This is a genomic window from Leptolyngbya sp. CCY15150 (assembly GCF_016888135.1).
Taxonomy (GTDB): domain Bacteria; phylum Cyanobacteriota; class Cyanobacteriia; order RECH01; family RECH01; genus RECH01.
The window spans coordinates 52494-78209 of the sequence record NZ_JACSWB010000172.1 but is presented as its reverse complement, the minus strand read 5'-3'; the positions used below and the strand labels follow the sequence as shown (position 1 = coordinate 78209).

Genomic DNA, 25716 nt, shown 5'->3' with positions numbered 1-25716 from the left:
TTTTCACGATCTTGAGGATGTCCTTAGGTTTTCCATTCTGTCACCAGGGTGAGGCTTAACCAGGTGCCCCGATCGTCATAGCTGCGAATCAGCCGCTGGCGGAGATCAGGGCGCACCAGCCAACCTGCTTCCAAGAAGAAAGAGCGCCGGTTGGGAATCGTCAAAGGTGTGTTGCAAGACGCTCCATCAGGCAGCATCAGCAGTTGGATTGCATAGGCTCCTTGCTTGAAGGTGAGCGTCGCGCCATCAATGCTGGCTTCAGAGGTAATGTAGCGATCGCTCCATAGTAAAGATTGGACGAGGCGATCGCCCTCGCGTTGAATCGTGAGCGTCGTGCGACAGGTGGTGGGCGATCGCAGATCGGCATAGAGGGTAATCGCTTCCCCGCGCCATAGACCGACGAGTTGATCCACCGTCAGGGGTGGGCGCTCTGCCGCTTGGCTGCCCTGCCGCTGTTCGCGAATCAGAGTGATGCTGTCCAGATGGCTCTCGGTGTTAAAAAGCGGCACCAAACGTAGGCGGCGATCGCCCTCAATAAACCCAAATTCAGCCCCAAACTGCGAGAAGGGGCCGTACTGCATCGATCCTTGGGAAAAGGCTCCGTTTTCAAAAAACAGGACACTCCGACTTAAGGAGCTGTACTCAAAGGTTTGAGCAGATTCAGCAGCGCCATTGCTGGGAAAACGCTGCACCGTTTGCTGCATGGTTGATCGATCCGTCGTGGGCACCAAGGAAACCAGCGTCGGCGTGTCTGATTCGACCTGTCCACTGGTTCCAAGACGCGTGAACGAGCCGGCCCACATACCTGAATTTTTCAAAAGGCGTTCCCATTGGGAGAGGGAAGGTAATTCCGTCATCGACCTGCGCATAAATGTTGATGATAGCGATGTCACGGCGATAAGCGATCGCTCTATCGGTGACCACATCTATAAGATGCAGGATTTTCGATTCGTTTGCAGCCTTTTTGTAGCCTTTTTAAAGGACATCGCCTGGCCAATAGTTGTCTATCATGGCTCTACCAACGATGAGACTCCGCGCCCCTCCAATGGGGCTTAAGGTTCATGCCCCTTACCCCAATCTGCGAGAACAGAAAATCTCATCATGAGAATTACTGAAAAATCTGTGCCGAAATTATCAAAATTCACACAAGCTTGTATAATGACAGGCTCAGTCTTTTAACAAAATGTAAAGTATTAGAGAGTGATTAATATGGTCATTTCTCAATCAATCTGGGTTGCGTCGTATACCGTAGCGGCGACACTGACAGGGCAGGCTGCATCTAGCTTAGAGATGGGTTTATCGGATGCACTGCTCATGGCGGAAGCTGGAGTTTCCCAGGTATCGCCCCAGCTAGGCGAGCAGCTCATCAGTGACCTCAACCCAGATTTTAAAAAGCCAACGTGGCAAATGGCTTTCAATTCCGATGATCCCCAAGGCGATCGCCCGCCATCTGAGGCACCCTTGTGGCTAGGAGATGCGTTCAACTCCATGGCCGTCATGCCCGAGTTGTCTACGCCTTTGTCGGTAGACGTCACCTACGTCCCGCGCTTCCACCTGCCCCTGCCTGAGGGAGTAGAGATGCCATCGGCCTTTCAGCCCATAGCCTCCGATCATCAATGCATGCCCTTCCCAGGCGAGGAGGTGGGCCTGCTCACCAGACCGGTATTAGCCAACGACAAGCACCAAGCCAGCTATCAGGTTTGGGTGGGTAAATATCCAGTGTTCGAACTGCCCACGGAAATTCGAGCCGATTGGGTGGCGCAGCGACTACGCTACCAGTTGGAAGAATTTTCCTTGGAGCCCATGAATGTGCGGCTCGTGCAGCGCGATGGCGTCCCGACGCTGTATCTCAACGATCAATTGCTGGTAATGGTGCATGATGACCTAGCGACAGCCTATGATCGCAGCGCCGATCTTCTGGCGATCGCTTGGGCCAACAATTTACTGATTGCCCTAGGGCAATCCCCCATGTCCCTCGTCGAAGCCCAAACCCAGCTTTATGGTCTTGCCTACACCGGGGAAGTCATGGATGGTCTGGCATCTTGGTATGGCCCCTATTTCCACGGTCGCATCACGGCGACAGGGGAAACCTTTGACCAAACCGAGCTGACCGCAGCCCATCCCTCTCTGCCCTTTGGCACGTACTTGGAGGTGATCAACCTAGACAACGACCAATCTGTGATCGTGCGCATTAACGATCGCGGCCCCTACGTAGGAGAGCGATCGCTCGATCTGTCTCACCAAGCAGCCCAGTGCATCAACAGCGAGGGAAGCGGAGTGGTTAACTACGAAGCCCATGTGCTGGCAGCCCTTCCCCAAACCCCTCCCACGTCGTCTGCCGCCCTCGTGAATGATCACCTGATTGCCCAGGCTCAAGAGCGACGGCAGGATAATCCGTCTTAGGGGTGCTGGTGCCATGGTTTGACCTTAGAGCTACGGGAGAAACACCCCCTGGTTGAGATCTGGTTGAGATCGGTAGGTGCGATCGCAAGAACAGCTTGGTCTAAACCTAGCTAGAGGAGGCATTCAGGAGCGATCGCCCTTCATCCCTTACAGTTCTAGACAGGTTTGTGAGCCACCCAATACTTGCTCATGAAATGGGTTACGGTCGGTTCCACCGTGAATCCGGACGTTTCTAAACGTTTCACCAAGTCATCGGTCACATAGTGGCGGTAGTAAGGTTCATGGAACATTTTCGGGAAGTTGCGCATGTTCACCGCAAATTCAGGAGAATCACTTTCCTGAATCGAGTCACAAATGACCAGCGTTCCCCCCGGCTTCAGCACCCGAAAACATTGATCGATCACAGCTTGGCGGGCTGCCGGCGGCAGTTCATGAAACAAAAAGACACAGGTTATTCCATGAAAATAGCCATCTTGGTAGGGCAGTGCTTCTGCATTTGCCTGGGCCAATTGGGGCAGCTCGCCCGGCAGTTGAGATAGATGTTGATTAGCCTTGCGGAGATAGGCAGGCGACAAATCTGTTCCATAGAGTGAAGCTTGGGGGAAAGTGCCGCGCACAAACCGCAGCGTTCTCCCGGTTCCGCAAGCCACATCCAGAACTCGCAGTTGGCTGGGCAGCACGGTGCTAAACGCCGCCAGCCCCTGTTTCAACGGTGCCAGGACTCGCCGCCGCATGGCATCGGCGGAGCCATTGAAGAGAATTTCTACCTGCAGGTCATAGAGGTTAGCAGAAAGATCGCTGAGATAGCCATTGGTTTGATGGTGAAAATTCTGCAAATAGTAGCTGGGATAGGCCTCGGTATTGATCGTCGTGTCAAAGTCTTGATGACGTTTTTGCTTAGCCCGCTCCCAGATGATGGGCATATCCATCACTAACAGGGGATAGAACCGGAAAAAATCATCCCAGGGATTATCAAACAGCAGCTCGACCGGATACACACCCTGCTCTGCATCATGCCAATCCGTCTCCAGTAAAACGTTGAGTCGCTGATGAAGCAGAGCCAGAATATCTGCGGGCAAGGAATCGGTTTGGCGGTCTTCGAGAGGAGAAAAAAAGCTGAGCATTTGACTGCTCAGGGTCTTATGGGCTAAACCAAATGCGCTCTTGCCTTGCTGAAACGTTTGATAAGCCAGCTTAGTCAGGGTATCTGTCATGGGATTGCTTAGCAGAAATTCATCGATTCACGGTTTACTGTAAATAAGTGTAACGAAGAAATGAGGGTCAGTTCAGCCGAGGATGGAAAACTCCTCAGAAATGGCAGATCCCCTTTTCGGTACAATTAGGGCGATAGATCAATCAGTTGAGAGATCCAAGGGATAGGTATATGCGAATTTTAGTCATGGGTGGCACCCGCTTCATTGGTGTGTACCTCACACAGCTTTTGGTTGAGCAGGGGCATGAGGTGGTGCTGTTTAACCGAGGCAATCGGCCCGCTCCGGTTGAGGGCGTAGCCCAGATCCATGGCGATCGCCAAGATGCGGATGACCTAAAGCAAAAGCTTGGTGATGAACGCTTTGATGCCATTTTTGACAACAATGGCCGCGAGCAGCGCGACACCCAGCCGTTGATTGACCTTTTCAATGGCAAGGTGCAGCATTTCGTCTACGTGAGTTCCGCAGGGGTCTACCAAAAATCCGATCAAATGCCCCATCTGGAGGGAGATACGGTTGATCCCAACAGTCGCCACAAGGGTAAGTTTGAAACCGAGGCCTCCTTATTTGCCCAAGCCGTACCGTTTACTTCAGTGCGTCCGGTTTATATCTACGGCCCCCAAAACTACAATCCCCTTGAAGCCTGGTTTTTTGATCGCATTGTGCGAGATCGCCCCGTTCCTATCCCCGGCAATGGGCAGCATCTCACCCAGTTGGGTCACGTGTACGATCTAGCTATGGCCATGACCCAGGTTTTGGGCAATCAGCAGGCCGTTGGTAAAATTTACAACATCTCCGGCGATCGCTACGTCACCTTTGATGGCTTAGCCCGCGCCTGTGCGATCGCGGCGGGCAAAGATCCCGAACAGCTCCAGATCGTCCATTACAATCCCAAAGACTTTGACTTTGGCAAAAAGAAAGCCTTTCCCATGCGCGTGCAGCATTTCTTTACGGATATTCATCACGCCCAAGCTGACCTAGGCTGGCATCCGAAGTATGACCTAATCGCTGGCTTGAAAGATTCCTTCCAAACCGACTACCTGGCGAATGGGGGCGATCGCAGCCCCGTCGATTTCAGCCTAGATGATGAAATTCTAAAAAGCGCATAGTATTTCCAGGGGGGCAGGCTACCTTTACCACCAGCACTGGATCGGATACCCTGAATGTGTCCTTTGTAACTCAGTAGGATAGCGCTATCCTAACGCTAGGATAGCGATCGCCCTCAAGTAGCTTGGCGCTGCATCGTCAGTTTGGCCCACGGGCGGGACGGATCATGGTTGTGATCCTCTCGCTAGATGCAACAGCTAGCCTACGGAGTTCGTTTAGCCATGGGAATGTTACCGTGGCGATGCGGATATAGGTCACGCATATAGGTTACGCATACGGTTCACAGATTCAGGTCACAGATTCAGGTCACGTATACAAGTCAGCGATCGCACTGGATCAGAGCGTGTATGGCCCACAAAGTTCATCAACGTGCCGACAGGTAACTCCATGGCAGAACTGGTGACATCACTGACAGGGCGGATGGCTAGTACTCTGAGGCATCAGTAACCCGCCTATGTGCTGAGGCGGGAAACCTGGTGTGTCCTAGACTTCCTTTTCGTTTTTCTGTCCTCGTTCTTCTGCCTTGCGGCCCCAGGAACTGTGACCTTGTTCATGCATCCGTCCGAGTAGCCATGCCCAATTGATTCATTCACTGGAATCTATGAACGCATCCAGTTTTCAAGACTCGTCTCTGTATGAGCTAGCAGCCAGCATCGAGCAGGTTTCCCAACCCCTGCAGGTCAGTCCCACCACGTTCAAGTCGATGCTGTCGGCGATCATGGATGTGCTCAGTGAGGCGCAAGAACCCGCAACGCTGTGGATGAAGCTGCCTCGGGGCTATGCATGGTCGAGTGAAGTCGAGCGCTACCAACGGTCGGCCCATCCCGACAGCGCTATCTATATTCTTAAAAATCCCCAATCTGCCTACCATACCCCTGAGGAGAGCGATCGCCCCCCCTCTCGCCCCGTAAGCGGCGACTCCAACATCTTCGACTGGGACTCCGACGCGGATTCAGACATTCATTTTATCGAGCCCCTGCCCTCGCCGTTTACAATCTGTTCGGCGACCTCCCTCCCCCTAGCGGCCCATAGCCAACTGCGACGGGAATATTTTTTGATGGTGCGATCGCCTCGATTTTCCGTCCTGCTGCTGGCCCATCGTCCGCGCAGCGTCCGTCCCAGCACCAGTCCTGACCCGGCACCTCCCAGTATTCGTCCCCAAACCACGGCAATTTTGAGTGATGAGGGTAACCCCAGTCGGCGGAAACACCCCCTCCTCTGCATTTGCTCCTTTATTCCCCAAACGATTCAGCAGGTCTTCTCCGGCGTGCATCAGGCGATTCAGGCAGGACAGCTCAGCGAACCCAGCCCCGAGGGTCAGGCGCTGTTGGAGCAGTGGGATAACCTCACCCAAGGGGAGGCGATCGCCCCCAGCCCAGCCCTGCTCGGACAATTCTACAGTCGACAGATGTTTTACCAGGAAGAGCTGTGGCATCGTAGCGCCGCCGATCGCAAACTATCGGAGCAAGTCGCCACCCTCCAGCTCGAATGCGAAGGCTTAACCAATCGTCTGCGGATCAAAGATGAATTCCTCAAAAACGTGGGGCAGGAGATGCGCACCCCCCTCACCACCATGAAGACAGCCCTGACCCTGCTGGAATCGCCCAACCTACGGCCGCCCCAGCGCCAGCGCTACATGGAGCTGCTCACCAAGGAATGCGATCGCCAGAGTGCGTTGATCACCAGCGTTTTAGACCTGATGCAGCTAGAAGACCATGCCGACCATGCCCTGATGCAGCCGATTCGTCTATCGGACGTGGTGCCCGGCGTCGTCAGCACCTATCAGCCCCTCGCCCGCGAACGCGGCATGATGCTGGCCTACACCATTTCCAGCGATCTACCCGCCGTGTCTTGTTTGCACAAATGGCTCAGCCAGATTGTCATCAACCTGCTGGATAATGCGATTAAATTTACCCCCCCCGGCGGCGAGGTCTGGGTGTCTGCCAAGCAGCAGGGTGACTACATCCAGCTTGAATTTAAAGATACCGGCGTGGGAATTGCACCGGCAGAGCTATCGCGAGTTTTCCGGCCGTTCTATCGCCTACGGGGCCATCAAGAAGATCAGTCGTCTGGGCCCGGCCTAGGATTGTCCATGGTGCAGCAACTGGCCCTCAACTGTGGCGGTTCGGTATCCGTGCGTAGCCGACCCGGGGAAGGATCGATCTTCCATGTCCTCCTACCGATTTACAATACCTGAGGGCTGAGGCCGTCAACCCAGCAATCAGCATAGCGAGGCATAGGACGGTGAGAATTTGGCAAGCGGACATTTATCGTCGCCCCCTACGGGATGAGGCGGGCAATCCTTTATGGGAAGTTGTGGTCTGTGAGGGCGATCGCGCTCTACTGATCGCCGCTTGCCCCCAACCTTCCCTCAGCAGCGCATGGCTGACGGCGCAGATCACCACCGCCATCAATCTCCATGGCCAGCCCGATCGCCTCCAGGTGTTTCGTCCCCAATCCCTTAGCCTGCTGGAAACCGCTTGCCAGAGTCTGGGCCTATCGGTGGAAGCCACCCGCCATACCCCCCAGCTCCACGCCCTTTTGGAACAGCGGGCCCTAGACTATCCCCACCTGCCCAACTACACCGGGGAAGCCTACGACCCCGTCGCCCTCGACCGCCCGCCGCCGCTGCCCCTGGCCGATAACCTCTGGGGAGAAAGCTGGCGCTTTGCGGCGATCGCTGCCAGTGACCTCGACCTAGTGTTTGGCGATCGCCCCATTCCCATTCGCGTTTGGCCCGAAGCCTTAACCCCCCAAAGCCTAAAACTTGCCTCCACCACCATGGTGCCCGGTGTCGTGATTTACGGGGGGCGGCAGTCTATGGCCCTGGCCCGCTGGCTGGAGCAGGCCGATCCAGTATCGCTCCACTACATACCCGGTGCTCCCGATGGACTGATTCTCGAAGCTGGTTTGGTGGATCGCTGGATTCTCACCACCTTTGATGATCCCGAAGCGATCGCCGCCGGACAGACCTATCAACAACGCCTACAAACCAGCCAGGGTCTACATTTCCTCCTAGTACAGCCCGATGACTCTGGGGTCACCTACACCGGCCTATGGCTGCTGCAAACGGCAACCTAACCGTAGCCATGGGTAACTTCAAGACCGCTTCAGTTCGGGAAACCGTACTGATCAGTAAGTTGCGGAGGCCTACCTCAGTCCGTTAAATTAGCACTCAGGAGGTGAGAGTGCTAATCCCTCATTCCTCACTGCCCTCGCTTCACTACGAGTTGCGATCGCAGTGGCTACGACTGCTCAATCAACCAGGTTGATCTGAGAGAGCCGTAGCATCCGTTAAAACTTATATGCCTTGCACACCGTGCAATTCTAAGTTTTTTCTATTACACCGACGAAGTTGGAGAGTATTCCTATGGCAGCAGTATCCCTTAGCGTTTCAACCGTTAAGCCCCTAGGCGATCGCGTTTTTGTAAAAGTGAACGCATCTGAAGAAAAGACCGCTGGTGGCATTTTGCTACCAGACACCGCTAAAGAAAAGCCTCAGGTGGGCGAAATTGCCGCCGTTGGCCCCGGTCGGCGCAATGATGACGGCTCCCGCCAAGAAGTCGAAGTGAAAGTCGGCGATAAAGTCCTCTACTCCAAGTACGCAGGCACTGACATCAAGCTCAGCGGCGAAGAGTATGTTCTCCTGTCCGAAAAAGATATTTTGGCCGTCGTTGTATAGACGCCATGAGATTTGAGGGCTAGACGATCCCTGGGTTCCGAAGCGATCGCATGGTCAAATTAGCACCTCACTCAATCCCTGCATTTCAACACATCACTCAACACTTGAAACTGAGAACTTTCTAGGACATCGAACACTATGGCTAAGCGCATCATTTACAACGAAAATGCTCGTCGTGCTCTCGAACGCGGAATTGACATTCTAGCCGAAGCAGTGGCAGTCACCCTAGGGCCCAAGGGCCGCAACGTGGTGCTAGAGAAGAAGTTTGGCGCACCTCAAATCGTGAACGATGGTGTCACCATTGCCAAGGAAATCGAACTAGAAGACCACATCGAAAACACCGGTGTGTCCTTGATTCGTCAAGCGGCGTCCAAAACCAATGATGCGGCTGGCGACGGCACCACCACCGCCACCGTCTTGGCCCACGCCATGGTTAAGGAAGGTCTGCGTAACGTAGCCGCCGGCACCAACGCTATTTCCCTGAAGCGCGGTATCGATCGGGCTACGGCATTCTTGGTTGAAAAAATTGCTGACCAAGCCCGCCCCGTGGAAGACTCCAACGCGATCGCTCAAGTCGGTACCATCTCTGCTGGTAACGATGAAGAAGTGGGTCGCATGATTGCCAGCGCCATGGACACCGTTGGTAAGGAAGGCGTGATTTCCTTGGAAGAAGGGAAATCCATGACCACCGAGCTAGAAGTCACCGAAGGGATGCGCTTTGAAAAAGGCTACATCTCTCCCTACTTCGCCACCGACACCGAGCGCATGGAAGCGGTGCTGGACGAGCCCATGATCTTGATCACCGACAAGAAAATTGCCTTGGTGCAAGACCTTGTGCCCGTGCTAGAGCAAGTGGCTCGCTCCGGTCGTCCCCTGCTGATCATTGCAGAAGACATCGAGAAAGAAGCCCTAGCAACCCTGGTGGTCAACCGTCTACGCGGTGTGCTGAACGTGGCTGCTGTCAAGGCTCCTGGCTTCGGCGATCGCCGTAAGGCCATGCTGGAAGACATCGCCGTGCTCACCGGCGGTCAACTGATCACCGAAGATGCTGGTCTGAAGCTCGACAACGCCAAGCTGGAAATGCTCGGCAAAGCTCGCCGCATCACCATCACCAAAGACACCACCACCATTGTTGCAGAAGGCAACGAAGTGGCTGTGAAGGGTCGCTGTGAACAAATCCGTCGTCAAATCGACGAAACCGATTCCTCCTACGATCGCGAAAAACTGCAAGAGCGCTTGGCTAAGCTCTCCGGCGGTGTGGCCGTGATCAAGGTCGGTGCTGCCACCGAAACCGAAATGAAGGATCGGAAGCTGCGTCTAGAAGATGCCATCAACGCGACCAAAGCAGCCGTTGAAGAAGGTATCGTCCCCGGCGGCGGCACCACCCTGGCCCACTTGGTTCCTGACCTAGAAAGCTGGGCTAGCACCACCCTCAGCGGTGAAGAACTAATCGGCGCAGGCATTGTGGCTCGGGCGCTCACCGCTCCCCTGAAGCGCATTGCTGAAAACGCCGGTCAAAACGGTGCTGTGATTGCCGAGCGCGTCAAGGAAAAAGACTTCAACATCGGCTACAACGCCGCATCCAACGAATTCGTTGACATGTTTGAAGCTGGAATCGTGGATCCTGCCAAGGTGACCCGTTCCGCTCTGCAAAACGCCGCGTCGATCGCTGGCATGGTGCTGACCACCGAATGCATCGTGGTTGACAAGCCCGAATCGAAAGAAGCGGCTGGCGCTGGCGCTGGCGCTGGCATGGGCGGCGACTTCGACTACTAAGACTACGGTCTCAGGTCTTTCCCCTAGGCTGGTTCCTAGGGGACGACCCATGGGGCGATCGCAGATCACCATCGCTGGCCACAGTCACTGATCACTATCAGCGATCACCATCGCGGATCACCATCACTGATCACAACCAGCGATCACAACCAGCGATCGCCCCTTCAACCTAGGTTGATCCAATGCGCTACTCGACAACGGGTAGCGCATTTGTTTGTGTAAAGAGAGGGGAGTTTGCTAAACTCAAGCGTTGGATTCACCAGCACAAGTTACTACAATAAGCACAGTTAACCCATGAGGAGTGCGATCGCATCTCATCTACCAGATTCTCTAGGGTTCCCAGGTCATCGGAATGAGGAGCGCTAGAACCAGGAATGACAACCGGGCTGATTCTAATCACGGCTATCTTGATACTCGGCGGTGTCATTGCTACATTGGGCGATCGCATTGGAATGCGCGTGGGCAAAGCGCGTCTGAGTTTATTCAACCTTCGTCCCCGCCAGACAGCCACTGTCATTACTATTTTGACCGGTGGTGTAATCTCGGCCTCGACCCTAGCCATCTTATTTTTAATCAGCGATCAGCTGCGGACTGGGGTGTTTGAACTCCAGAAAATTCAAGACGATCTAGCCATGGCGGGAGAGGAATTAGACGAAACCCAGGCAGAAAAATCTCGGATTCAAGATGAGTTAGAGCGATCGGTGAATGAGCAGCGGCAGGCAGAAACCCGGCTGCAAGACATCAACCAATCCCTGGGGGATGCGATCGCCCGCCAACGGCTTACCCAACAGCAGTTAGAGCGCACTCGCAATAATCTAGATCAGCTAGAAACTAATTTCCGCCAAGCCCAAGATCAGTTGGCAACGGCCTCCCAGCAGGCGGAGCAACTGCAGTCAGAAATTCAGATTATTCAGCAAGAACGGGCCCAGCTTTTGGCCAATCGAGAGCTAGAGCTGGCAGAACGGGATGCGGCGATCGCTCAGCGAGATGCAGCGATCGCCGAACGAGAAACCCGTCTGTCGGCCCTAGAAGAAGAACAGGCCGAGCTTCAGCTCGACATTGCCGCTCTAGAACGAGAATTTCTGGGGTTGCGCCAAGGTAATGTGGCTCTTTTGCGCAACGAGCCCCTGGCTTCTAGCGGGGTGCGTTTGCAAAACCCTGACCTAGCCAGTGAAGCGGTCAACCGTTTGCTGAATGAAGCCAATCGCGTGGCAACCCGCGCCATTCTGCCAGATATTCTTGCCGCTGAGCAAGAGCAGGTGATTCAGATCACGGTAGCGCAGGTTGAGCAAATCAAGGAGCAAATTCAGGACGGCCGCGAATATATTGTCCGAATCTTTTCGGCTGGCAACTATGTGGTGGGTGAACCCTGCGTCTTGGCTGGAGAAGCCTGTGTTCAGGTCTATGCGGTTGCAGCCTTTAACCGGGTTATTTTTCAGCAAGGAGACGTGATCGCAACGGTTTCCGTGAATCCATCGGAGCTAAGCAACGTCGAGTTGGTTGAACAGTACGAATTGCTCATTTCCGCCAGCCGCTTTCAAGGCCGCCAGGCTGGGATTTTGGCTGAAACGATCACGATTGCCGGAGGGCGATCGGAGGCAGCGATCGCTTTCTTCCAGCAGCTCCGGCAATACAGCGTTCCCATTGAAATTCGCGCCGTGGCTGCCAGCACCATCTCCACCCCTGGGCCCCTAGAAATTGACCTGGTTGCTGTCCGCAATGGTCAAGTGCTGTTTAGCACCGCTACTATTGAGAACACGCCATAGCGGTGGGGCGATCATCCCTCAGCGCTGGGGCTACCAAGGATTCCCCACCATGGTGAAGGCTGCCCAGTAGAAAGGATGGGACAGATCATTGCCACTGCCGTCAAACACCAAGGAAGGCGGTAGGATCAGGCGATCGCCATTCCGATCAACCAACTGCCCTTGTTCCACCTGCCAATCGCCTCGGAGCATGGCCTGTTGGGCAGCCTGCAAGGCATGGGATTTAACCGGAGCCGTGCGTAGCTGGGTGTAAAACTCCCGCATAAAGGCCAGGGTGGCGCGATCGCTCACATACCAAAGGCTAGCCAACACCGACTTCACCCCAGCCTGCACCGCCGAACCAGCAAAGCCCAGTTCCGCCGTTTCATCTCCCAAGGCAGTACGGCAAGCGCTGAGCACCAAGAGTTCTGTAGCCGGACTGTCGAGACCCAGTTGACGAATATCGCTCAGGCTAAGCTGCCGATCCCACAGTTGAATATAGGAATTAGCGAGATTGCCCGGCTTAAACTCGCCGTGGGTCGCTAGGTGGACGATGCCGTAGGGGGTTTGCGATCGCTGAAAGCGCAGGTTGTCTAACGTAAACGCCTCATTCAAAAAGGTCTGTCCTCGCCACAGTTCTGCGGTGATCCCCTGCACTTCAAACGGAACGGCCGGCAAAGGCACTTGATTGGTGAACTCCGAGGCTCCCATAGCCAGCACCGACATGTTGCGAATATCCACATAGCGGGTATCCGTGAGGCTGAGACTGGGCATGAGGCCAAGACTATAGGTCTCCACTAGAAACTGATTGCCATCATGGAGCGCCGCCACCGGGAGCGATCGCAATCCCGCGGTCATGACAAAGACAAGATTTTCCACCTCCTGCTCCTGCAGATCCGCCAAGATGGGCGTAATCAACCAGGTGTAAAGCTGTTGAGAGGGCGGCAGGTAGTCCTGAGGACGACTGCGGGGATTGGTGATCTCCAAGCGCATCGAGTCGGCCGCATCTTGCACCTGTTTACGCGTGACGCCAGGCACCGCTACCCGGATGGGATTCCCGGATGAGGTCACCAGCAGCAGTTCTAAGATATCGTCAGGACTAGATTCCGAGGTCACCCGTAGCGGCGCATCGATGAAGCGATCCAGATGATCGGCAACATCCCCACTCACGGCTGTTTCCAACGAGTTAAAGTCATGGGGGAGCGTTGACGTTTGGGGCACGAAGTCTACATAAAGAACAGCAGGCTTGACACCAGCCTCTTCCTCAATGCTCTGCAAGGCAATCTGCCCCTCATTCAACGTAGCGACCACGTTACTGTTATCGGGCAGCACCCGCACATCCCCCACTTCACCAGGGATACGTCGGGCCGGCTGATCGCGCTCAAACGATCTAGCATCCCTTCTCAGGATCGGCGCTTCGTTCACTCCAGTAATGCGAATGCGTTCATCGCCATTGGCGTTATCAAACGTGCGGATCGTTTCCCCAATCACAGGCACAGGAAATACGCTATTGACCCTCCCCCCGGTGAGGGTCACCGGGCCGGCCACAATATCAGACGCCGTGCCGTTGAAGGCAGACACATTTCCCACCGTAAAGGGCACATTGTTAGGGCCGCCCGAATGGGTAATTTGGATCTGACCACTTTCGTCCACAACCCGCCTGGTGCGGCTGGTCTCAGAGATGGCACCGCTTGTATCGATACTAGGCGCACCCTCTTCACTCACCGTCCCCGTAATCAAGACGCGATCGCCCGTGAGGATCACATCCCCCCCTCGGCCAAAAAAGCTGGATGCATCAATATATTCAACCGTGACATTGCCAGCGGGAGTCGCACTATCGGAGCTAGATAACGTGCGAGTATCGACGCTGGGATCATTGATGCTGAGAATCGTCACCGACCCAGCCGCATCACCACTCCCGCTAGATCTGAACGACGTATCGATGCCGCCAGTTCGAATGTCTCCCCCAGCAATGATGCGCACATCCCCAGCGTTGCTGAAGATACTGCCTGTCTCAATGTCGCTGGTTTGAATGGAGTTCTCGGCCCTTAATTCGACCGTTCCGCTGCCCCCGAAGTCACTGGTGGTATCAAAATTGCCTGCGATGATGCTCGCTGCAGAAATCGTGATATCACCGCCCAAGGTAGCGATCGCGTCATTGCGGTTCATGCGGAAGGTGCCCCCGCCGCTGTTGTCAGAATCAGCAATGAACGTCAGGGAGGTGCCTAGAGAACTGCCGCTGAGTCTACCACCACTTAAGGGCTCGATACGAATATTGTTCGTCGCTTCCAAAATTGTATTGGTACTCTGCAGAGCATTTTCTAGGGCCGCTTGGGAAATGGTAAAGGTGCTGCCCGGCGCATCACCCGCCAGGATTTGTTGATCGGCTAGTTGATCGTCATCAGGAGCCGAGTCTGCTCCGGCCACAATCACGATATTTTCTGGATCCAGCAGCAGGGTGCCGGGGGTGCCGTTGAGGGTGCGGGTCGTCACCCGGCCATGGAATCGCAGAGACTCCCCTCCTGAGATTTCCACTGAGCCACCCCGGCCCCCCTCGCCCCCTCGGGCTCCAATCTGCCCAGAAACACTGGTCGCACCATCAGACCAGATCACCACCTCGCCCCCCTCAGCTTGGGGCGTGAGAGCATTGGCATGAATCAGCGTCCCGTCATTGACCACCGTCGTTTGGGAATTGGGTATGGGATCCTCCCCCTGGTTGCCGCCGCCGATGCGCACCTGGCCCGCCGTGGCCCCTGAAACGTTGAGGGTAGCGTCTAGGACACCAATGCGATCGCCTAGGATATTAATCTGAGACCTTTGAGACTCGACGCTTGCCGTTGCCAACCGTCCCGAGGCGATCGCTGTTCCTGGATCTGTAGGAATGGAGATCTGGGAGCCGGTGAGCACCACGGTGCCGTCTGGGTTCACCTGGACGCCGGTGGCATGGCGCAAACCGGGGCGAGTCAACAGTTCTGGCAGGGAGGGGGCGGTCAACGGCAGAATGCCACCGGCGGAGGGTATGGCAGCCAGCTCAAAGCTAAGGAGCCTGTCCTCGGATTGAAGGCGTACATACTGTTCACCCTCCACCGCCGCCAGGGTGATGGTGCCGCCAGGGGCGATCAGCGTGCCCGTATTCACCACGGTGCCGCCCAGGAGGGTGATTGATGCGCCTGGATCCACCCGTAGCCGTCCCGCATTGACGATCGCTCCCGGTTCACTCAATCGGAAGGTAAAGCCATCGGGTTGTCCTAGCAAGGTTTGATACTCACTGCTCTCAGTGCTGCTGAAGAAGCGATCGCCGAAGGTGATGCGATCGGCACTGGTAGCAGTGAAGGATGCTGGGACATCTAGCCGAGCATTGGCCCCCAACACGATGCCCGCTGGATTCATCAACAGTAGGTCGGCATTACTGCCCGTTACCCGAATCAAACCGTCGATCAGCGAAGGATTACCGCCTACGACCCGACCCAGAATGGTCTGTACCTCGGCATCGGTGCGAAAGTTGGCCAGTTGCCCTGGCAAGAGCCCAAAGTCTTCAAAGCTATGAAATAGGTTTGCACCATTCTCAGACAACGTACCGCCCTGGATCAGGAAGCGATCGCCCTGGCGGCGCACCTCCGTCCCCAGTTCATCCTGCCCCGGTGTCACTTGAGCCTGCACCGGCAAAACGACCCCGAGTAACCCCATAACCGTGATGACACCGACGTGGGAGAGCGATCGCCCCTGTCCCAGCTTTTGAGCCATGATGAACCACCTTGTGATAGTAGACCGGATATGTGACGATGAGCGACATGATGCGAACTAGGCTACGAACCGGGCCCTGTTGCCTGATGGTCTTAAAGCAAATTGGCAGGTGAGTTCAAGGACGGTGGCGCAGGTTGAACAAACCCAGGACTCTGACTAGGACATAAGCTGAAAGCTTCCTGCTCCCATCGGCTGTGATCCTGATTCTTGCATCCCATCATCTGAGCGATCGCCCTCACCTCACCTTCAGCAAGCAACTCAAGATAGAGATGACTAAATGGATGACTACATTGTACGGTTGTTTGCTGTGGGAAATTACCTAGTCAGAGAGCCTTGTCCTATGCAAAACCCCTTGCCCAGACGACAAGGGGTTTGCACATGATTCCATAGCCCGATTCCATAGCCCGATATCGGAGACTGGGTCGCACTCGTGCAGCCAGGACTATGCTCTCGTCCCTACCAAGGATTTCCCACCATGGTGAAGGCTGCCCAGTAGAAAGGATGGGACAGATCATCGCCACTACCATCGAAAACTAGGGAAGGTGGCAAAATCAGGCGATCGCCCTCTCGGTCGACCAACTGCCCTCGTTCCACCTGCCAATCACCCTGGAGCATGGCCTGTTGGGCAGCCTGCAGGGCATGGGTTTTAACCGGAGCCGTGCGCAGTTGGGTATAGAACTCTCGCATAAAGACCAGAGTGGCGCGATCGCTCACATACCAAAGGCTAGCCAACACCGACTTCACCCCAGCCTGCACCGCCGAGCCCGCAAAGCCCAGTTCCGCCGTTTCATCTCCCAAGGCCGTGCGGCAAGCGCTGAGCACCAAAAGTTCCGCGGCCGGACTGTCGAGCCCCAGTTGACGAATATCGCTTAGGCTAAGCTGCTGATCCCACAGTTGAATGTAGGAATTAGCGAGATTGCCCGGCTTAAACTCACCGTGGGTGGCCAGATGGACGATGCCATAGGGGGTTTGCGATCGCTGGAAGCGTAGATTATCTGACGTGAACGCCTCATTCAAGAAGGTTTGTCCTCGCCACAGATCCTCGGTGATCCCCTGCACTTCTAAGGGCACCCCTGGAAGAGGCAGTTGATCGGTAAACTCCGAGGCTCCCATGGCCAACACCGACGTGTCGCGAATGTCCACATAGCGGGTATCCGTGAGGCTGAGACTGGGCATTAGACCCAGGCTGTACTGCTCCACCAGAAACTGATTGCCATCATGGAGCGCCGCCACGGGGAGCGATCGCAATCCCGCGGTCATAATAAAGACAAGATTTTCCACCTCCTGCTCCTGCAGATCCGCCAAGATGGGCGTAATCAGCCAGGTGTAAAGCTGTTGAGAGGGCGGCAGATATTGCTCAGGACGACTCAGACGATTAGTAATCTGCTGGCGCATTGAGTCGGCCATATCTTGCACCTGTTGGCGGGTCACGCCAGGCACCGTCACTCGGATAGGACTGCCAGACGAGGTCACCAGCAGCAGTTCTAAGATATCGTCAGGACTGGGTTCTGGAATCACTCGCAACGTTGGGTCAATAAAGCGATCTAAATGATCGGCAATATCGCCAGTGGTACTTGTTTCGAGCGCATTAAAGTCATGGGGCAGCGTTAGCGTTTGGGGCACAAAGTCTACATAGAGAATGGCAGGCTTGACCCCGGTTTCTTCCTCAATGGTTTGCAGGACAATTTGCCCTTCATCAATAGTGGCGATGGGAATCGGACTTTCGCTGGGTAAGGGCGGCTGGGCCTGTTCGGGTGGTTCGGCCCCACAGAACGGTGGACAAATGGCCCCTGGTGGCAGCGTGATCTCCGGCGGCTCGGGTGGTTCAGGCGGCTCCGGCGGTTCCGGTGGCTCCGGCGGTTCGGGTGGTTCAGGTGGCTCCGGTGGCTCCGGTGGTTCAGGCGGTTCCTCGACCTGGATATTAACCGCGATCGCCACGGGGTCAGATTCCGCCAAAATGGGAACGCCCTGATTGAAATCTCCAGCACTCAAGGTAATAGCATCGGCAATCAGACCCGTTTCACCTGCTGGTGGACGGTAGTCCAGTTCATCACCGGGAGAAATAATATCACCGGGGACGAGAAGGACGCCATTGCGCCGTAGTTCCCCAATCACTGCCACCAACCGCACCACCGTATTGTCATTGTTGCGATCGCCCACCAGCAATTGCAAATCCTCATAGGTTAGGCGAATGGGCTGGTCGATATCGGTCTCAATCGGAGTGGCGATCGCCGTTAGCGTAGGCGCTGCATTCACCCCAGTAATACGGATGCGTTCATCACCACTGATGTTATTAAACGTACGTACATTCTCCCCGGTCTCAGGCACAGGAAATACGCTATTGGCCGTCCCCTCCGTGAGTGTCACCATGCCGGTCACAATATCAAACGCCGTACCGTTGAGGTTAGACACATCCCCCACGGTAAAGGGCACATTGTCGGGGCCACCCGCATGGGTAATGCGTACCTGACCACTACTATCGCCAATGGGCATGGGAAGGACGGGGCCAATGGGGCCAGGTTCAATGGGGCCAGGTTCAGTGGGTTCAGTCGGGGCAAAAATAGTATCGCCCCTGGTATCAATACTAGGCGCACCCCCTTCATTAAACGTCCGTCCTGTAATCAAAACGCGATCGCCTGTGAGGGTGACATCGCCCCCTTGTCCAAAAAAGCTCGATGCATCGATGTATTCAACCGTGACATCCCCAGCGGGATTGGTCGCCCTGTTTAGATTGGGCAGGGCGCGAATATCCACAGTGGGATTGTCAGGGTCATTGACGCTGAGGATGGTGACATCACCAGCAACATTGCCGCCCTCACTGATGGGGAAGGTGTCGATTCCACCAGCCTGGATATCGCCGCCAGCCATCATGCGCACATCCCCAGAATCGGCAAACTCGCCTGAGGTTGAGATGTTGCCAGCCAGAATGGAGTCTCCGGCCATTAAATTAACCGTTCCACCCACCCCAAAGTCATTGTTGGTGTTGAGATTTCCTGCAATAATGCGTGCTGCAGAAATATTGATATCGCCGCCGATGGTGGAAATAGTATCGCTACGGCTCATGCGAAAGGTGCCCGCGCCGCTGTTGTCTGAATCAGCGATGAAGGTGAGGGAGTAACCCAGGGACGTACCGAACAACTCACCGCCGTTGAGGGGCTCGATGCGAATATCATTCGTCGCTTCCAGAATCGTATCGGCATTTTGCAGCGCATTTTCTAGCGCCGCTTGGGAAATGGTAAACGTGCTGCCGGGCGCATCGCCCGCCAGGATTTGTTGATCAGCCAGTTGATTGTCATCAGGAGCTGGGCCATCTCCGGCTACGATCAGGATGTTTTCTGGATCCAGCAGCAGGGTGCCAGGTGTGCCGTTGGGAGTGCGGGTATCCACCTGTCCACGAAACTGCAGATTCTCCCGTCCGGAGATTTCCACCGAGCCACCTTGCCCACCGTTTCCTCCTCGCGAGAGAACTTGTCCGGCAAAGCTGGTGGTACCGTCTGACCAGATCACCACCTCGCCTCCTTCGGCTTGGGGCGTTAGGGCATTCGCACGAATACTGGTACCGTCATTGACCACCGTCGTTTGGGCATTGGGAATCGGATCATTGCCCTGGTAACCACCGCCGATACGCACCTGCCCCGCCGTGGGCCCTGAAGCATTGAGGGTAGCGTCCAGAACGCCAATGCGATCGCCCAGGATATTAATCTGAGATCCCTGAGACTCAGCACTCGCGGTTGTTAAGCGTCCCGAAGCGATCGCTGTCCCTGCCTCGGTAGGAATGGCGATCTGAGAGCCGGTGAGCACCACCGTACCGTCTGGATTCACCTGCACGCCGGTGGCATGGCGCAAACCGGGGAGGGTCAGCAGTTCCGGCAGAGAGGGGGCGCTCAGCGGTAGTGTACCTGTCGTCGGAGCTGCTTCCAAGTCAAGGCTGAGGAGCATGCCCTCGGATTGAAGACGTACGTACTGCTCCCCCTCCACCGCCGCTAGGGTGATGGTGCCGCCAGGGGCGATCAGCGTGCCGGTATTCACTACGGTGCCGCCCAGGAGGGTAATCGATGCACCTGGATCCACCTGCAGCCGTCCCGCATTAACGATCGCTCCCGGTTCACTCAATCGGAAGGTGAAGCCATCGGGTTGTCCTAGCAAAGCGCGATAGTCACTGCTCTCGGTGCTGCTGAAGAAGCGATCGCCGAAGGTAATGCGATCGGCACTGGTGGCGGTGAAGGATGCTGGAACGTCTAGCCGAGCATTGGGGCCAAACAAGATGCCCGCCGGGTTCATCAACACTAGGTCAGCATTACTGCCCGTCACCCGAATCAAACCGTCGATCAGCGAAGGATTACCGCCTACGACCCGACCCAGGATGGTCTGTACCTCAGCATCGGTGCGAAAGTTGGCTAACTGCCCTGGCGATAGCCCAAAGTCTTCAAAGCTATGGAACAGGTTTTCACCATTTCCAGACAAGGTGCCGCCTTGGATGAGGAAGCGATCGCCCCGTTGTTGCACCTCCGTTCCCAGTTCATCCTGCCCCGGTGTAACTTGGGCCTGCACGGGCAGCGACACCCACAGCAATCCCATAACCGTGATCACACCTACTTGGGAGAGCGATCGCTCCTGTCCCAGCTTTTGAGCCATGATAAACCACCTTGTGACGTTGGAACGGATGAGTAATCTTAGCGAAGGTCATGCACCCCAATCCTGTGAACCCTGTCTGGGGGTAACCCTAGCATGGGAGATCTCAAGAGTTATCCCACCGCTCGTGATATCCCGCTAGAGAATCGTAAGGATACTGATCTTTTTCTATCTTTACAGCCACAAGCCTGAACGTCAGCGGCATCCATGTAAATCTTTAGCCTGGGCGAGCAAGTCCTCCGGTCATCGTCATCATCTGCAACAGCCTTCTATCGGCAGACCTGTTGAACTGAAGCGAAGCAAATGGGCTAAGCTTTTGAGGCACCTTGAGCCATCTACTGCCGTTTTTTCTGCCCTAGTTGTGACTGATTCGTTGTCCTACCCGACTATCCCCACTCTTCAGCACCAGGCTGCAGCGCTATTGCTCTACCAATCCGTCTTGCAAGACGAGGCTGGCCAAGCATTTCTCCACCTGCTGCAGACCCTGAGCCAAGAGCCACCCAACCCCATTCCCGTGCTCCAAGCCTACGGCCAATGGTTCTCAACCCTTGCCCAACGCGGCCAGAGTTGGCCCGATTACATCCTCACTCAGATAGTGCGATCGCCCAATCCCTTCAGTCTGCTGGCCCAGCGCCAGACCTGGGACACCCTTCCCCCCGCCATCCTCGACGCAGCCCGCCACGACCTACGGCAACTGCAGCACCTCTACCGCTGCACTGGAGAGCAGGTGGCCGCCTGGGTGGGAGCGATCGCCCCCCTCACCCCGCCCGCCTGGACAATCTGCGCCACCGATGCTGATAGTCCGCCCGCCATCTGGACAACGCTGACAACATTGGAGGACTGGGGTGACGCCCTGCCGGATCTCGCCGCCTACTATCGCCACCACGGCGTAGGCCTGTTTGCCGACTATCACGCCCTGCGCTGGCAGAGCGGCCAGTTCCTCGGCATTGCCTACCCCGATCCGGTGCATCTAGACTCCCTCGTGGGCTATGACGACCAAAAACAAATTCTGTTGCGCAATACCGAAGCCCTGTTGGCCGGACTACCGGCCCTGCCTGTGTTGCTCTACGGCAGTCGGGGTTCTGGTAAATCATCCTTGGTGAAGGCGTTGCTGCATCGCTACGCTGACCAAGGGCTACGGCTGATTGAGGTCACCAAGTCCGATTTGGCCAACCTAGTCACCATTGTGGATCACCTGCGGGATCTGCCCCAATCGTTCATCATTTTTGTAGATGATCTGTCCTTCGAAGAAGAGGAAGATGCCTACAAAGCCCTGAAAGTTGTTCTGGAAGGCAACCTCACCGCCCGTCCCCAAAATGTAGTGGTCTATGCTACGTCGAATCGCCGCCATTTAATCCGCGAATTTTTTGGCGATCGCCCCCGTCCTAGCGATGCCGATGAAATCCATGCCTGGGATACGGTGCAGGAAAAACTTTCCTTTAGCGATCGCTTTGGCCTCACCCTCACCTTTGAGCCAGCGGATCAAACCACCTACCTCGCGATCGTCCGACATTTGGCAGAGCAGGCGGGGTTGAATCTGCCTGATGACATGCTCCAGCAGCGGGCCCTACAATGGGCCACTCGTCACAATGGGCGATCGGGGCGCACTGCCCGCCAATGTGTGGATGCCCTACGCGCCGAAACCCTCAATCCCGGAGTGCATCTTGATGGAACGCATTAATTTTCTCGCCTGGCTGATTACCATCGGCGGTATCGCCCTCTTTGCTGGAATCGTGATGGTGCGCGCCTACGGGCCCGGCCGCCAAGCGCCGCCCTTTGCCGCAGCGATCGCTCTGGTGGAACCTGAGCGAACCGAACCACCGGAAGCGATCGCTTGCTTCCAAAAAGGCTACGCGGCATTCCAAGCCCAGCGCTACAGCCAAGCCGTGGATGCATTCACCCAAGCCCTGCAGCACAGTCCCGATTTTGCTGAAGCGTTTCACAATCGAGGCCGGGCCTTGGCTAATCTCAACCAGCAGCCCCAGGCGGTGCGATCGCTCCTCCAGGCCTGTGATGCCTATGCCCTGAACGACAATCCCGATGGACTTGCTCAGGTTAAGCAGGACTTAGGACGCCTCAAGGGTTCCGATGCCTAGTCCGCCAGCACCCATGCCATAAGACCGGTAGCAAAGGCCGTTGGGAGGGACGATTGTTGACTATACTATTGTTACAAATGTTAACATCACGTAATTTTCTATGAACCCAGAGCCATTTGTAAATCCACCCCTGTTCACGCTGATCATGATATCCAACTTTTTGGCGATCATTTTTGGCATCATCTTCAAAGATATGCTGGAGTATCAGGTAGCCATTTGGGACGCCGATCGCAGCGTTGAGTTTGATGTTCAGTACAAAACGCCCAAGATTATCATCACCTACCTAGGGCTGACCCTGTTCACCACCATTTTTATGGGATCCAGCCTCTGTGTGTTTGGCCTGCCCCTGTGGTTTGGCTTTGCCCTGGGCGCGATCGTGGTGATTCCCACCTGTGGGTTGCTATGGTTGCAAATGGGCTCGATGCTGCGGCTGATGGCCATCGGTGGCTCCGCTGCCATTGACATCGACTACAGCGATCGCCCCCTACCCTCGAAGCCAGATGCCTAGGGGAATCTCCCATCTAGGATCTACCTAGGACTACAGTTTACCCAAGCCGACCTACGTTAAGTTGCCCATGCCTCCCATCCGCGCCTGTATCATTCTGGGCACCCGCCCCGAAGCCATTAAACTTGCCCCGGTGATCCAACAGTTCCGTCGCAGCGATGCTATGGATACCCAGGTGATCCTCACGGGCCAGCACCGGGAAATGGTTGCCCAGGTGATGGACTTGTTTGACCTGACCGCCGATCGCGATCTGGCCATCATGCAGCATGGGCAAACTCTCACTGATATCACCTGCCGCACCTTGCAGGGACTGGAATCGCTGTTCAAAGACCTAAAGCCTGAGATTGTGCTGGTGCAAGGCGACACTACCACCGCCTTTGCCGCTGGTCTGGCGGCCTTCTATCATCAAATTCCGGTGGGGCATGTGGAAGCGGGTCTGCGCACCGATGATTTGTTCAATCCCTTTCCGGAGGAGGCCAACCGGCGGCTGATTTCCCAAATCGCCCAACTGCACTTTGCACCGACCACCACGGCAGTGGAGCATCTGAAGCAATCCAGCGTGGTGGGCACCATCCACCACACCGGCAACACGGTGATTGATGCCCTACTTTCAGTGGCAGAGCGGCAGCCCGCCTGTCCAATTCCGGGGCTAGAGTGGGGCAAGTATCGCACCCTGCTGGCCACCGTCCATCGCCGGGAAAACTGGGGCGAACCCTTAGCGGCGATCGCCCAAGGCTTTTTGACCCTGCTAGAAAAATTTCCCGATACGGCTCTGCTCCTGCCGCTGCACCGAAATCCCACCGTGCGAGAGCCTTTGACGTCCGCCCTAGGCGATCATCCCCGAGCCTTTTTGACAGAGCCGTTAGACTATGCCCAACTGGTGGGAGCCATCCAGCGCTGTCACCTGCTGCTCACCGACTCGGGCGGACTCCAGGAAGAAGCGCCTAGCCTAGGCAAGCCGGTGTTGGTGCTGCGGGATACGACGGAACGGCCGGAGGCGATCGCGGCCGGGACGGCCAAGCTGATCGGCACAGATACCCAGGCGATCGTGGCCGCCGCCACCCATCTGCTCACCGATGACAATGCCTACCAAGCCATGGCCACCGCCGTGAATCCCTTTGGAGACGGCCATGCCTCAGAGCGCATCCTGTCTATCGTTGAAGCCTACTGCCAAGAGCGATCGCCTGCGCCTTAAATCAACCCCAATCAACTACCCAAACTAATCGGCAGATAGTCCGTCCAAGGCAGCTTAATCACCTGAATTTTGCAGCACAGCAAATAGGGGCGATCGCTGCCAGCAATTTCACTACTGCTGAGCACCCGCACCCGCAGCCAAAGTGCCATGGTGAGAATGTCCGTTTTGCTTTTTGATAGGGTTTTAGCGTCTATCAAGGGCTTGATGTCCGCAATGGCTCCATCGCCACTTAAGGTCACGCTATCTTCACTGGTAACCTGGGTTTTCATCGCTGCCCCCGGGCCAATGGTGCTGGGGGCTTGGTAGACCCAGAGCGACATGCGGCGATCGGGCGTCACCCGCACCACCCGATGAGACTGCCCCCCAACATCGATCAGGGTGCTTTCCTCCCAGTCAACTTGCATGGAGGTATCGGCCCCATTGGTCACGGTGATCGTCAGGCTGTTGATTTGCTTATCGTAGGTGAAGCGATCGCTGCTTTTAAAGCCAAAGTCAATTTTGAGCACATCGGATAAGCCCGTGCGCTCCAATTCCGCCGTCAACCCCGCTTGATCTAATAGCACCGTCGTGCGATCTTCCAAGGAGTTAATTGCCTGATATATAACGTAGGCAATGATCAGAAGATACACCGCTACGATAATGATGTCACTGGCCAAGGAGCCCCCTCTGGCATAGGTTCACACGTCGATAGGAGATGCCCACAGGCGACCCGATCGCTCTCTGTACTGCGATGCTTGTGGTGTGAGCTGTAGCGTTAGTCGTGAGCATGGGCCGGCGATCGGGCAAACAAACTCGCTTCAATGGCGGCTAGGGCCTGATCTAAATCGTCATTCACCACCTGCATATCAAACTCATCCGCCGCCGCAATTTCTGCCTCTGCCCGCTTCAGACGACGAGCGATCGCTTCCTCGGAATCATGGCCTCGACTGCGCACCCGCCGCTCCAGTTCGGCCAACGACGGCGGCAGCAAGAAGATGTGAAAAGCATCCGCGTAAGATTCTCGAATTTGCCGCGCCCCATGCAGCTCGATTTCCAAAATCACCCACTCCCCCTGCTGAATCCACTCATCCACTGGCTGACGCGGTGTCCCATACCAGTTGCCGGCAAATTCTGCCCATTCTAAAAACTGACCTTGATCGATCAGGGTTTGAAAGTTGTCCCGCTGGGTGAACAGGTAGTGTTGACCATTGACCTCTCCCGGACGGGGCGATCGCGTCGTCATGGAAATCGAAAGACGCAGTTCTGGGTGGCGTTTCAGCAATAATTGCAGCAACGTCCCCTTGCCCACACCACTGGGCCCTGTCAACACCACCAATCTACCAATACCCATGGGTTTCATTACTCAATCCACAACTTAACAGTGCATAACACAATACTTAACCATTAGGCATCACGTCCATCCTCCCAGCATGGGTCGAATGCAAGCAAACCATCCTAGTCATCTTTGACGCTCGCCGCAGGCTCGGACAGCAGTCTCGGGCAGCAGTAACCACAGCCCCTAAACAGAGGAGAATGGAAGACAAACGGGTAGCGTCAAACCACTCCTGCAAGATGGTTTCCTGCAAGACGATGATGAACCAGGGTTTTCCACCGGGAGACTACCCCGTCCTTGGTTGCCTAAAG

The 25716-nt window shown here is 55.7% G+C and carries 18 protein-coding genes; 12 read left to right on the top strand and 6 right to left on the bottom strand.

Features of this window, described 5'->3' with window-relative positions; genetic code table 11:
* Positions 1-23 precede the first annotated feature (23 nt).
* Positions 24-803 carry a DUF3598 family protein gene (locus JUJ53_RS11345; RefSeq protein WP_239124993.1) on the bottom strand — a complete coding sequence of 260 codons (780 nt, stop codon included), beginning with the start codon at positions 801-803 and terminating at the stop codon, positions 24-26.
* On the opposite strand from JUJ53_RS11345, the gene JUJ53_RS24655 reads away from it, so the two are divergent.
* Positions 703-1056: a hypothetical protein gene (locus JUJ53_RS24655; RefSeq protein WP_239124997.1), complete on the top strand. Its 354-nt coding sequence runs from the start codon at positions 703-705 to the stop codon at positions 1054-1056. The genes JUJ53_RS11345 and JUJ53_RS24655 overlap by 101 nt on opposite strands.
* Positions 1057-1209: 153 nt before the next feature.
* A complete protein-coding gene (locus JUJ53_RS11340) occupies positions 1210-2403 on the top strand; it encodes a septal ring lytic transglycosylase RlpA family protein (RefSeq protein ID WP_239124983.1) in 1194 nt (397 codons plus the stop codon).
* Positions 2404-2558: 155 nt separating this feature from the next.
* Here JUJ53_RS11340 and JUJ53_RS11335 read toward each other — a convergent pair whose 3' ends face one another.
* The gene (locus JUJ53_RS11335) at positions 2559-3617 is read right to left on the bottom strand and encodes a class I SAM-dependent methyltransferase (RefSeq protein ID WP_204152121.1); all 1059 of its coding nucleotides are present in this window, start codon (positions 3615-3617) and stop codon (positions 2559-2561) included.
* 170 nt (positions 3618-3787) lie between these two features.
* Here JUJ53_RS11335 and JUJ53_RS11330 point away from each other — a divergent pair, with 170 nt between their 5' ends.
* The 6 genes from JUJ53_RS11330 to JUJ53_RS11305 all read left to right on the top strand — a co-directional run bounded on the left by JUJ53_RS11330 (position 3788) and on the right by JUJ53_RS11305 (position 11945).
* The gene (locus JUJ53_RS11330; protein ID WP_204152120.1) at positions 3788-4723 is read left to right on the top strand and encodes an NAD-dependent epimerase/dehydratase family protein; all 936 of its coding nucleotides are present in this window, start codon (positions 3788-3790) and stop codon (positions 4721-4723) included.
* 599 nt (positions 4724-5322) lie between these two features.
* Complete coding sequence (locus tag JUJ53_RS11325; RefSeq protein WP_204152119.1) at positions 5323-6918, top strand: ATP-binding protein; 1596 nt, start codon at positions 5323-5325, stop codon at positions 6916-6918.
* A gap of 47 nt (positions 6919-6965) precedes the next feature.
* Complete coding sequence (locus JUJ53_RS11320; protein WP_204152118.1) at positions 6966-7802, top strand: Tab2/Atab2 family RNA-binding protein; 837 nt, start codon at positions 6966-6968, stop codon at positions 7800-7802.
* 289 nt (positions 7803-8091) lie between these two features.
* Positions 8092-8403 carry a co-chaperone GroES gene (gene groES / locus JUJ53_RS11315; RefSeq protein ID WP_204152117.1) on the top strand — a complete coding sequence of 104 codons (312 nt, stop codon included), beginning with the start codon at positions 8092-8094 and terminating at the stop codon, positions 8401-8403.
* A gap of 138 nt (positions 8404-8541) precedes the next feature.
* On the top strand, positions 8542-10179 hold the full coding sequence (gene groL / locus JUJ53_RS11310; RefSeq protein WP_204152116.1) for a chaperonin GroEL: 1638 nt from the start codon (positions 8542-8544) through the stop codon (positions 10177-10179).
* Between the two features lie 374 nt (positions 10180-10553).
* Positions 10554-11945 carry a DUF3084 domain-containing protein gene (locus tag JUJ53_RS11305; protein ID WP_204152115.1) on the top strand — a complete coding sequence of 464 codons (1392 nt, stop codon included), beginning with the start codon at positions 10554-10556 and terminating at the stop codon, positions 11943-11945.
* Between the two features lie 30 nt (positions 11946-11975).
* On the opposite strand, the gene JUJ53_RS11300 is transcribed toward JUJ53_RS11305, so the two are convergent.
* Both JUJ53_RS11300 and JUJ53_RS11295 read right to left on the bottom strand, forming a co-directional pair.
* Positions 11976-15665, bottom strand: coding sequence for a CHAT domain-containing protein (locus tag JUJ53_RS11300; protein ID WP_204152114.1), 3690 nt, complete (start codon positions 15663-15665; stop codon positions 11976-11978).
* A gap of 456 nt (positions 15666-16121) precedes the next feature.
* Entirely contained in the window at positions 16122-20300 is a 4179-nt protein-coding gene (locus JUJ53_RS11295) for a CHAT domain-containing protein (protein ID WP_204152113.1), read from the bottom strand.
* A 358-nt stretch (positions 20301-20658) separates the two neighbouring features.
* On the opposite strand from JUJ53_RS11295, the gene JUJ53_RS11290 reads away from it, so the two are divergent.
* The 4 genes from JUJ53_RS11290 (at position 20659) to wecB (ending at position 24093) form a co-directional block, all read left to right on the top strand.
* Positions 20659-21978, top strand: a complete 1320-nt coding sequence (locus tag JUJ53_RS11290) for an ATP-binding protein (protein ID WP_343327939.1) — start codon at positions 20659-20661, stop codon at positions 21976-21978.
* Positions 21965-22393 carry a tetratricopeptide repeat protein gene (locus JUJ53_RS11285; protein ID WP_204152112.1) on the top strand — a complete coding sequence of 143 codons (429 nt, stop codon included), beginning with the start codon at positions 21965-21967 and terminating at the stop codon, positions 22391-22393. Before JUJ53_RS11290 ends, JUJ53_RS11285 begins: the two co-directional genes overlap by 14 nt.
* A 100-nt stretch (positions 22394-22493) precedes the next feature.
* Positions 22494-22901, top strand: a complete 408-nt coding sequence (locus JUJ53_RS11280) for a hypothetical protein (RefSeq protein ID WP_204152111.1) — start codon at positions 22494-22496, stop codon at positions 22899-22901.
* Between the two features lie 67 nt (positions 22902-22968).
* On the top strand, positions 22969-24093 hold the full coding sequence (gene wecB, locus JUJ53_RS11275) for a UDP-N-acetylglucosamine 2-epimerase (non-hydrolyzing) (RefSeq protein WP_204152110.1): 1125 nt from the start codon (positions 22969-22971) through the stop codon (positions 24091-24093).
* 11 nt (positions 24094-24104) lie between these two features.
* Here wecB and JUJ53_RS11270 read toward each other — a convergent pair whose 3' ends face one another.
* Together JUJ53_RS11270 and gmk are read right to left on the bottom strand one after the other, a co-directional pair.
* Positions 24105-24749: a hypothetical protein gene (locus tag JUJ53_RS11270; protein ID WP_204152109.1), complete on the bottom strand. Its 645-nt coding sequence runs from the start codon at positions 24747-24749 to the stop codon at positions 24105-24107.
* Between the two features lie 98 nt (positions 24750-24847).
* The gene (gmk, locus tag JUJ53_RS11265; RefSeq protein WP_204152108.1) at positions 24848-25423 is read right to left on the bottom strand and encodes a guanylate kinase; all 576 of its coding nucleotides are present in this window, start codon (positions 25421-25423) and stop codon (positions 24848-24850) included.
* Positions 25424-25716 lie beyond the last annotated feature (293 nt).

Bases quoted from the DNA above. Each gene is read 5' to 3' on its own strand.
- JUJ53_RS24655 (WP_239124997.1), top strand. From the start codon at position 703: ATGGTTGATCGATCCGTCGTGGGCACCAAGGAAACCAGCGTCGGCGTG.
- groES (WP_204152117.1), top strand. From the start codon at position 8,092: ATGGCAGCAGTATCCCTTAGCGTTTCAACCGTTAAGCCCCTAGGCGAT.
- gmk (WP_204152108.1), bottom strand. From the start codon at position 25,423: ATGGGTATTGGTAGATTGGTGGTGTTGACAGGGCCCAGTGGTGTGGGC.
- JUJ53_RS11330 (WP_204152120.1), top strand. From the start codon at position 3,788: ATGCGAATTTTAGTCATGGGTGGCACCCGCTTCATTGGTGTGTACCTC.
- JUJ53_RS11325 (WP_204152119.1), top strand. From the start codon at position 5,323: ATGAACGCATCCAGTTTTCAAGACTCGTCTCTGTATGAGCTAGCAGCC.
- JUJ53_RS11295 (WP_204152113.1), bottom strand. From the start codon at position 20,300: ATGGCTCAAAAGCTGGGACAGGAGCGATCGCTCTCCCAAGTAGGTGTG.
- wecB (WP_204152110.1), top strand. From the start codon at position 22,969: ATGCCTCCCATCCGCGCCTGTATCATTCTGGGCACCCGCCCCGAAGCC.
- groL (WP_204152116.1), top strand. From the start codon at position 8,542: ATGGCTAAGCGCATCATTTACAACGAAAATGCTCGTCGTGCTCTCGAA.
- JUJ53_RS11300 (WP_204152114.1), bottom strand. From the start codon at position 15,665: ATGGCTCAAAAGCTGGGACAGGGGCGATCGCTCTCCCACGTCGGTGTC.
- JUJ53_RS11340 (WP_239124983.1), top strand. From the start codon at position 1,210: ATGGTCATTTCTCAATCAATCTGGGTTGCGTCGTATACCGTAGCGGCG.
- JUJ53_RS11345 (WP_239124993.1), bottom strand. From the start codon at position 803: ATGTGGGCCGGCTCGTTCACGCGTCTTGGAACCAGTGGACAGGTCGAA.
- JUJ53_RS11335 (WP_204152121.1), bottom strand. From the start codon at position 3,617: ATGACAGATACCCTGACTAAGCTGGCTTATCAAACGTTTCAGCAAGGC.
- JUJ53_RS11285 (WP_204152112.1), top strand. From the start codon at position 21,965: ATGGAACGCATTAATTTTCTCGCCTGGCTGATTACCATCGGCGGTATC.
- JUJ53_RS11280 (WP_204152111.1), top strand. From the start codon at position 22,494: ATGAACCCAGAGCCATTTGTAAATCCACCCCTGTTCACGCTGATCATG.
- JUJ53_RS11305 (WP_204152115.1), top strand. From the start codon at position 10,554: ATGACAACCGGGCTGATTCTAATCACGGCTATCTTGATACTCGGCGGT.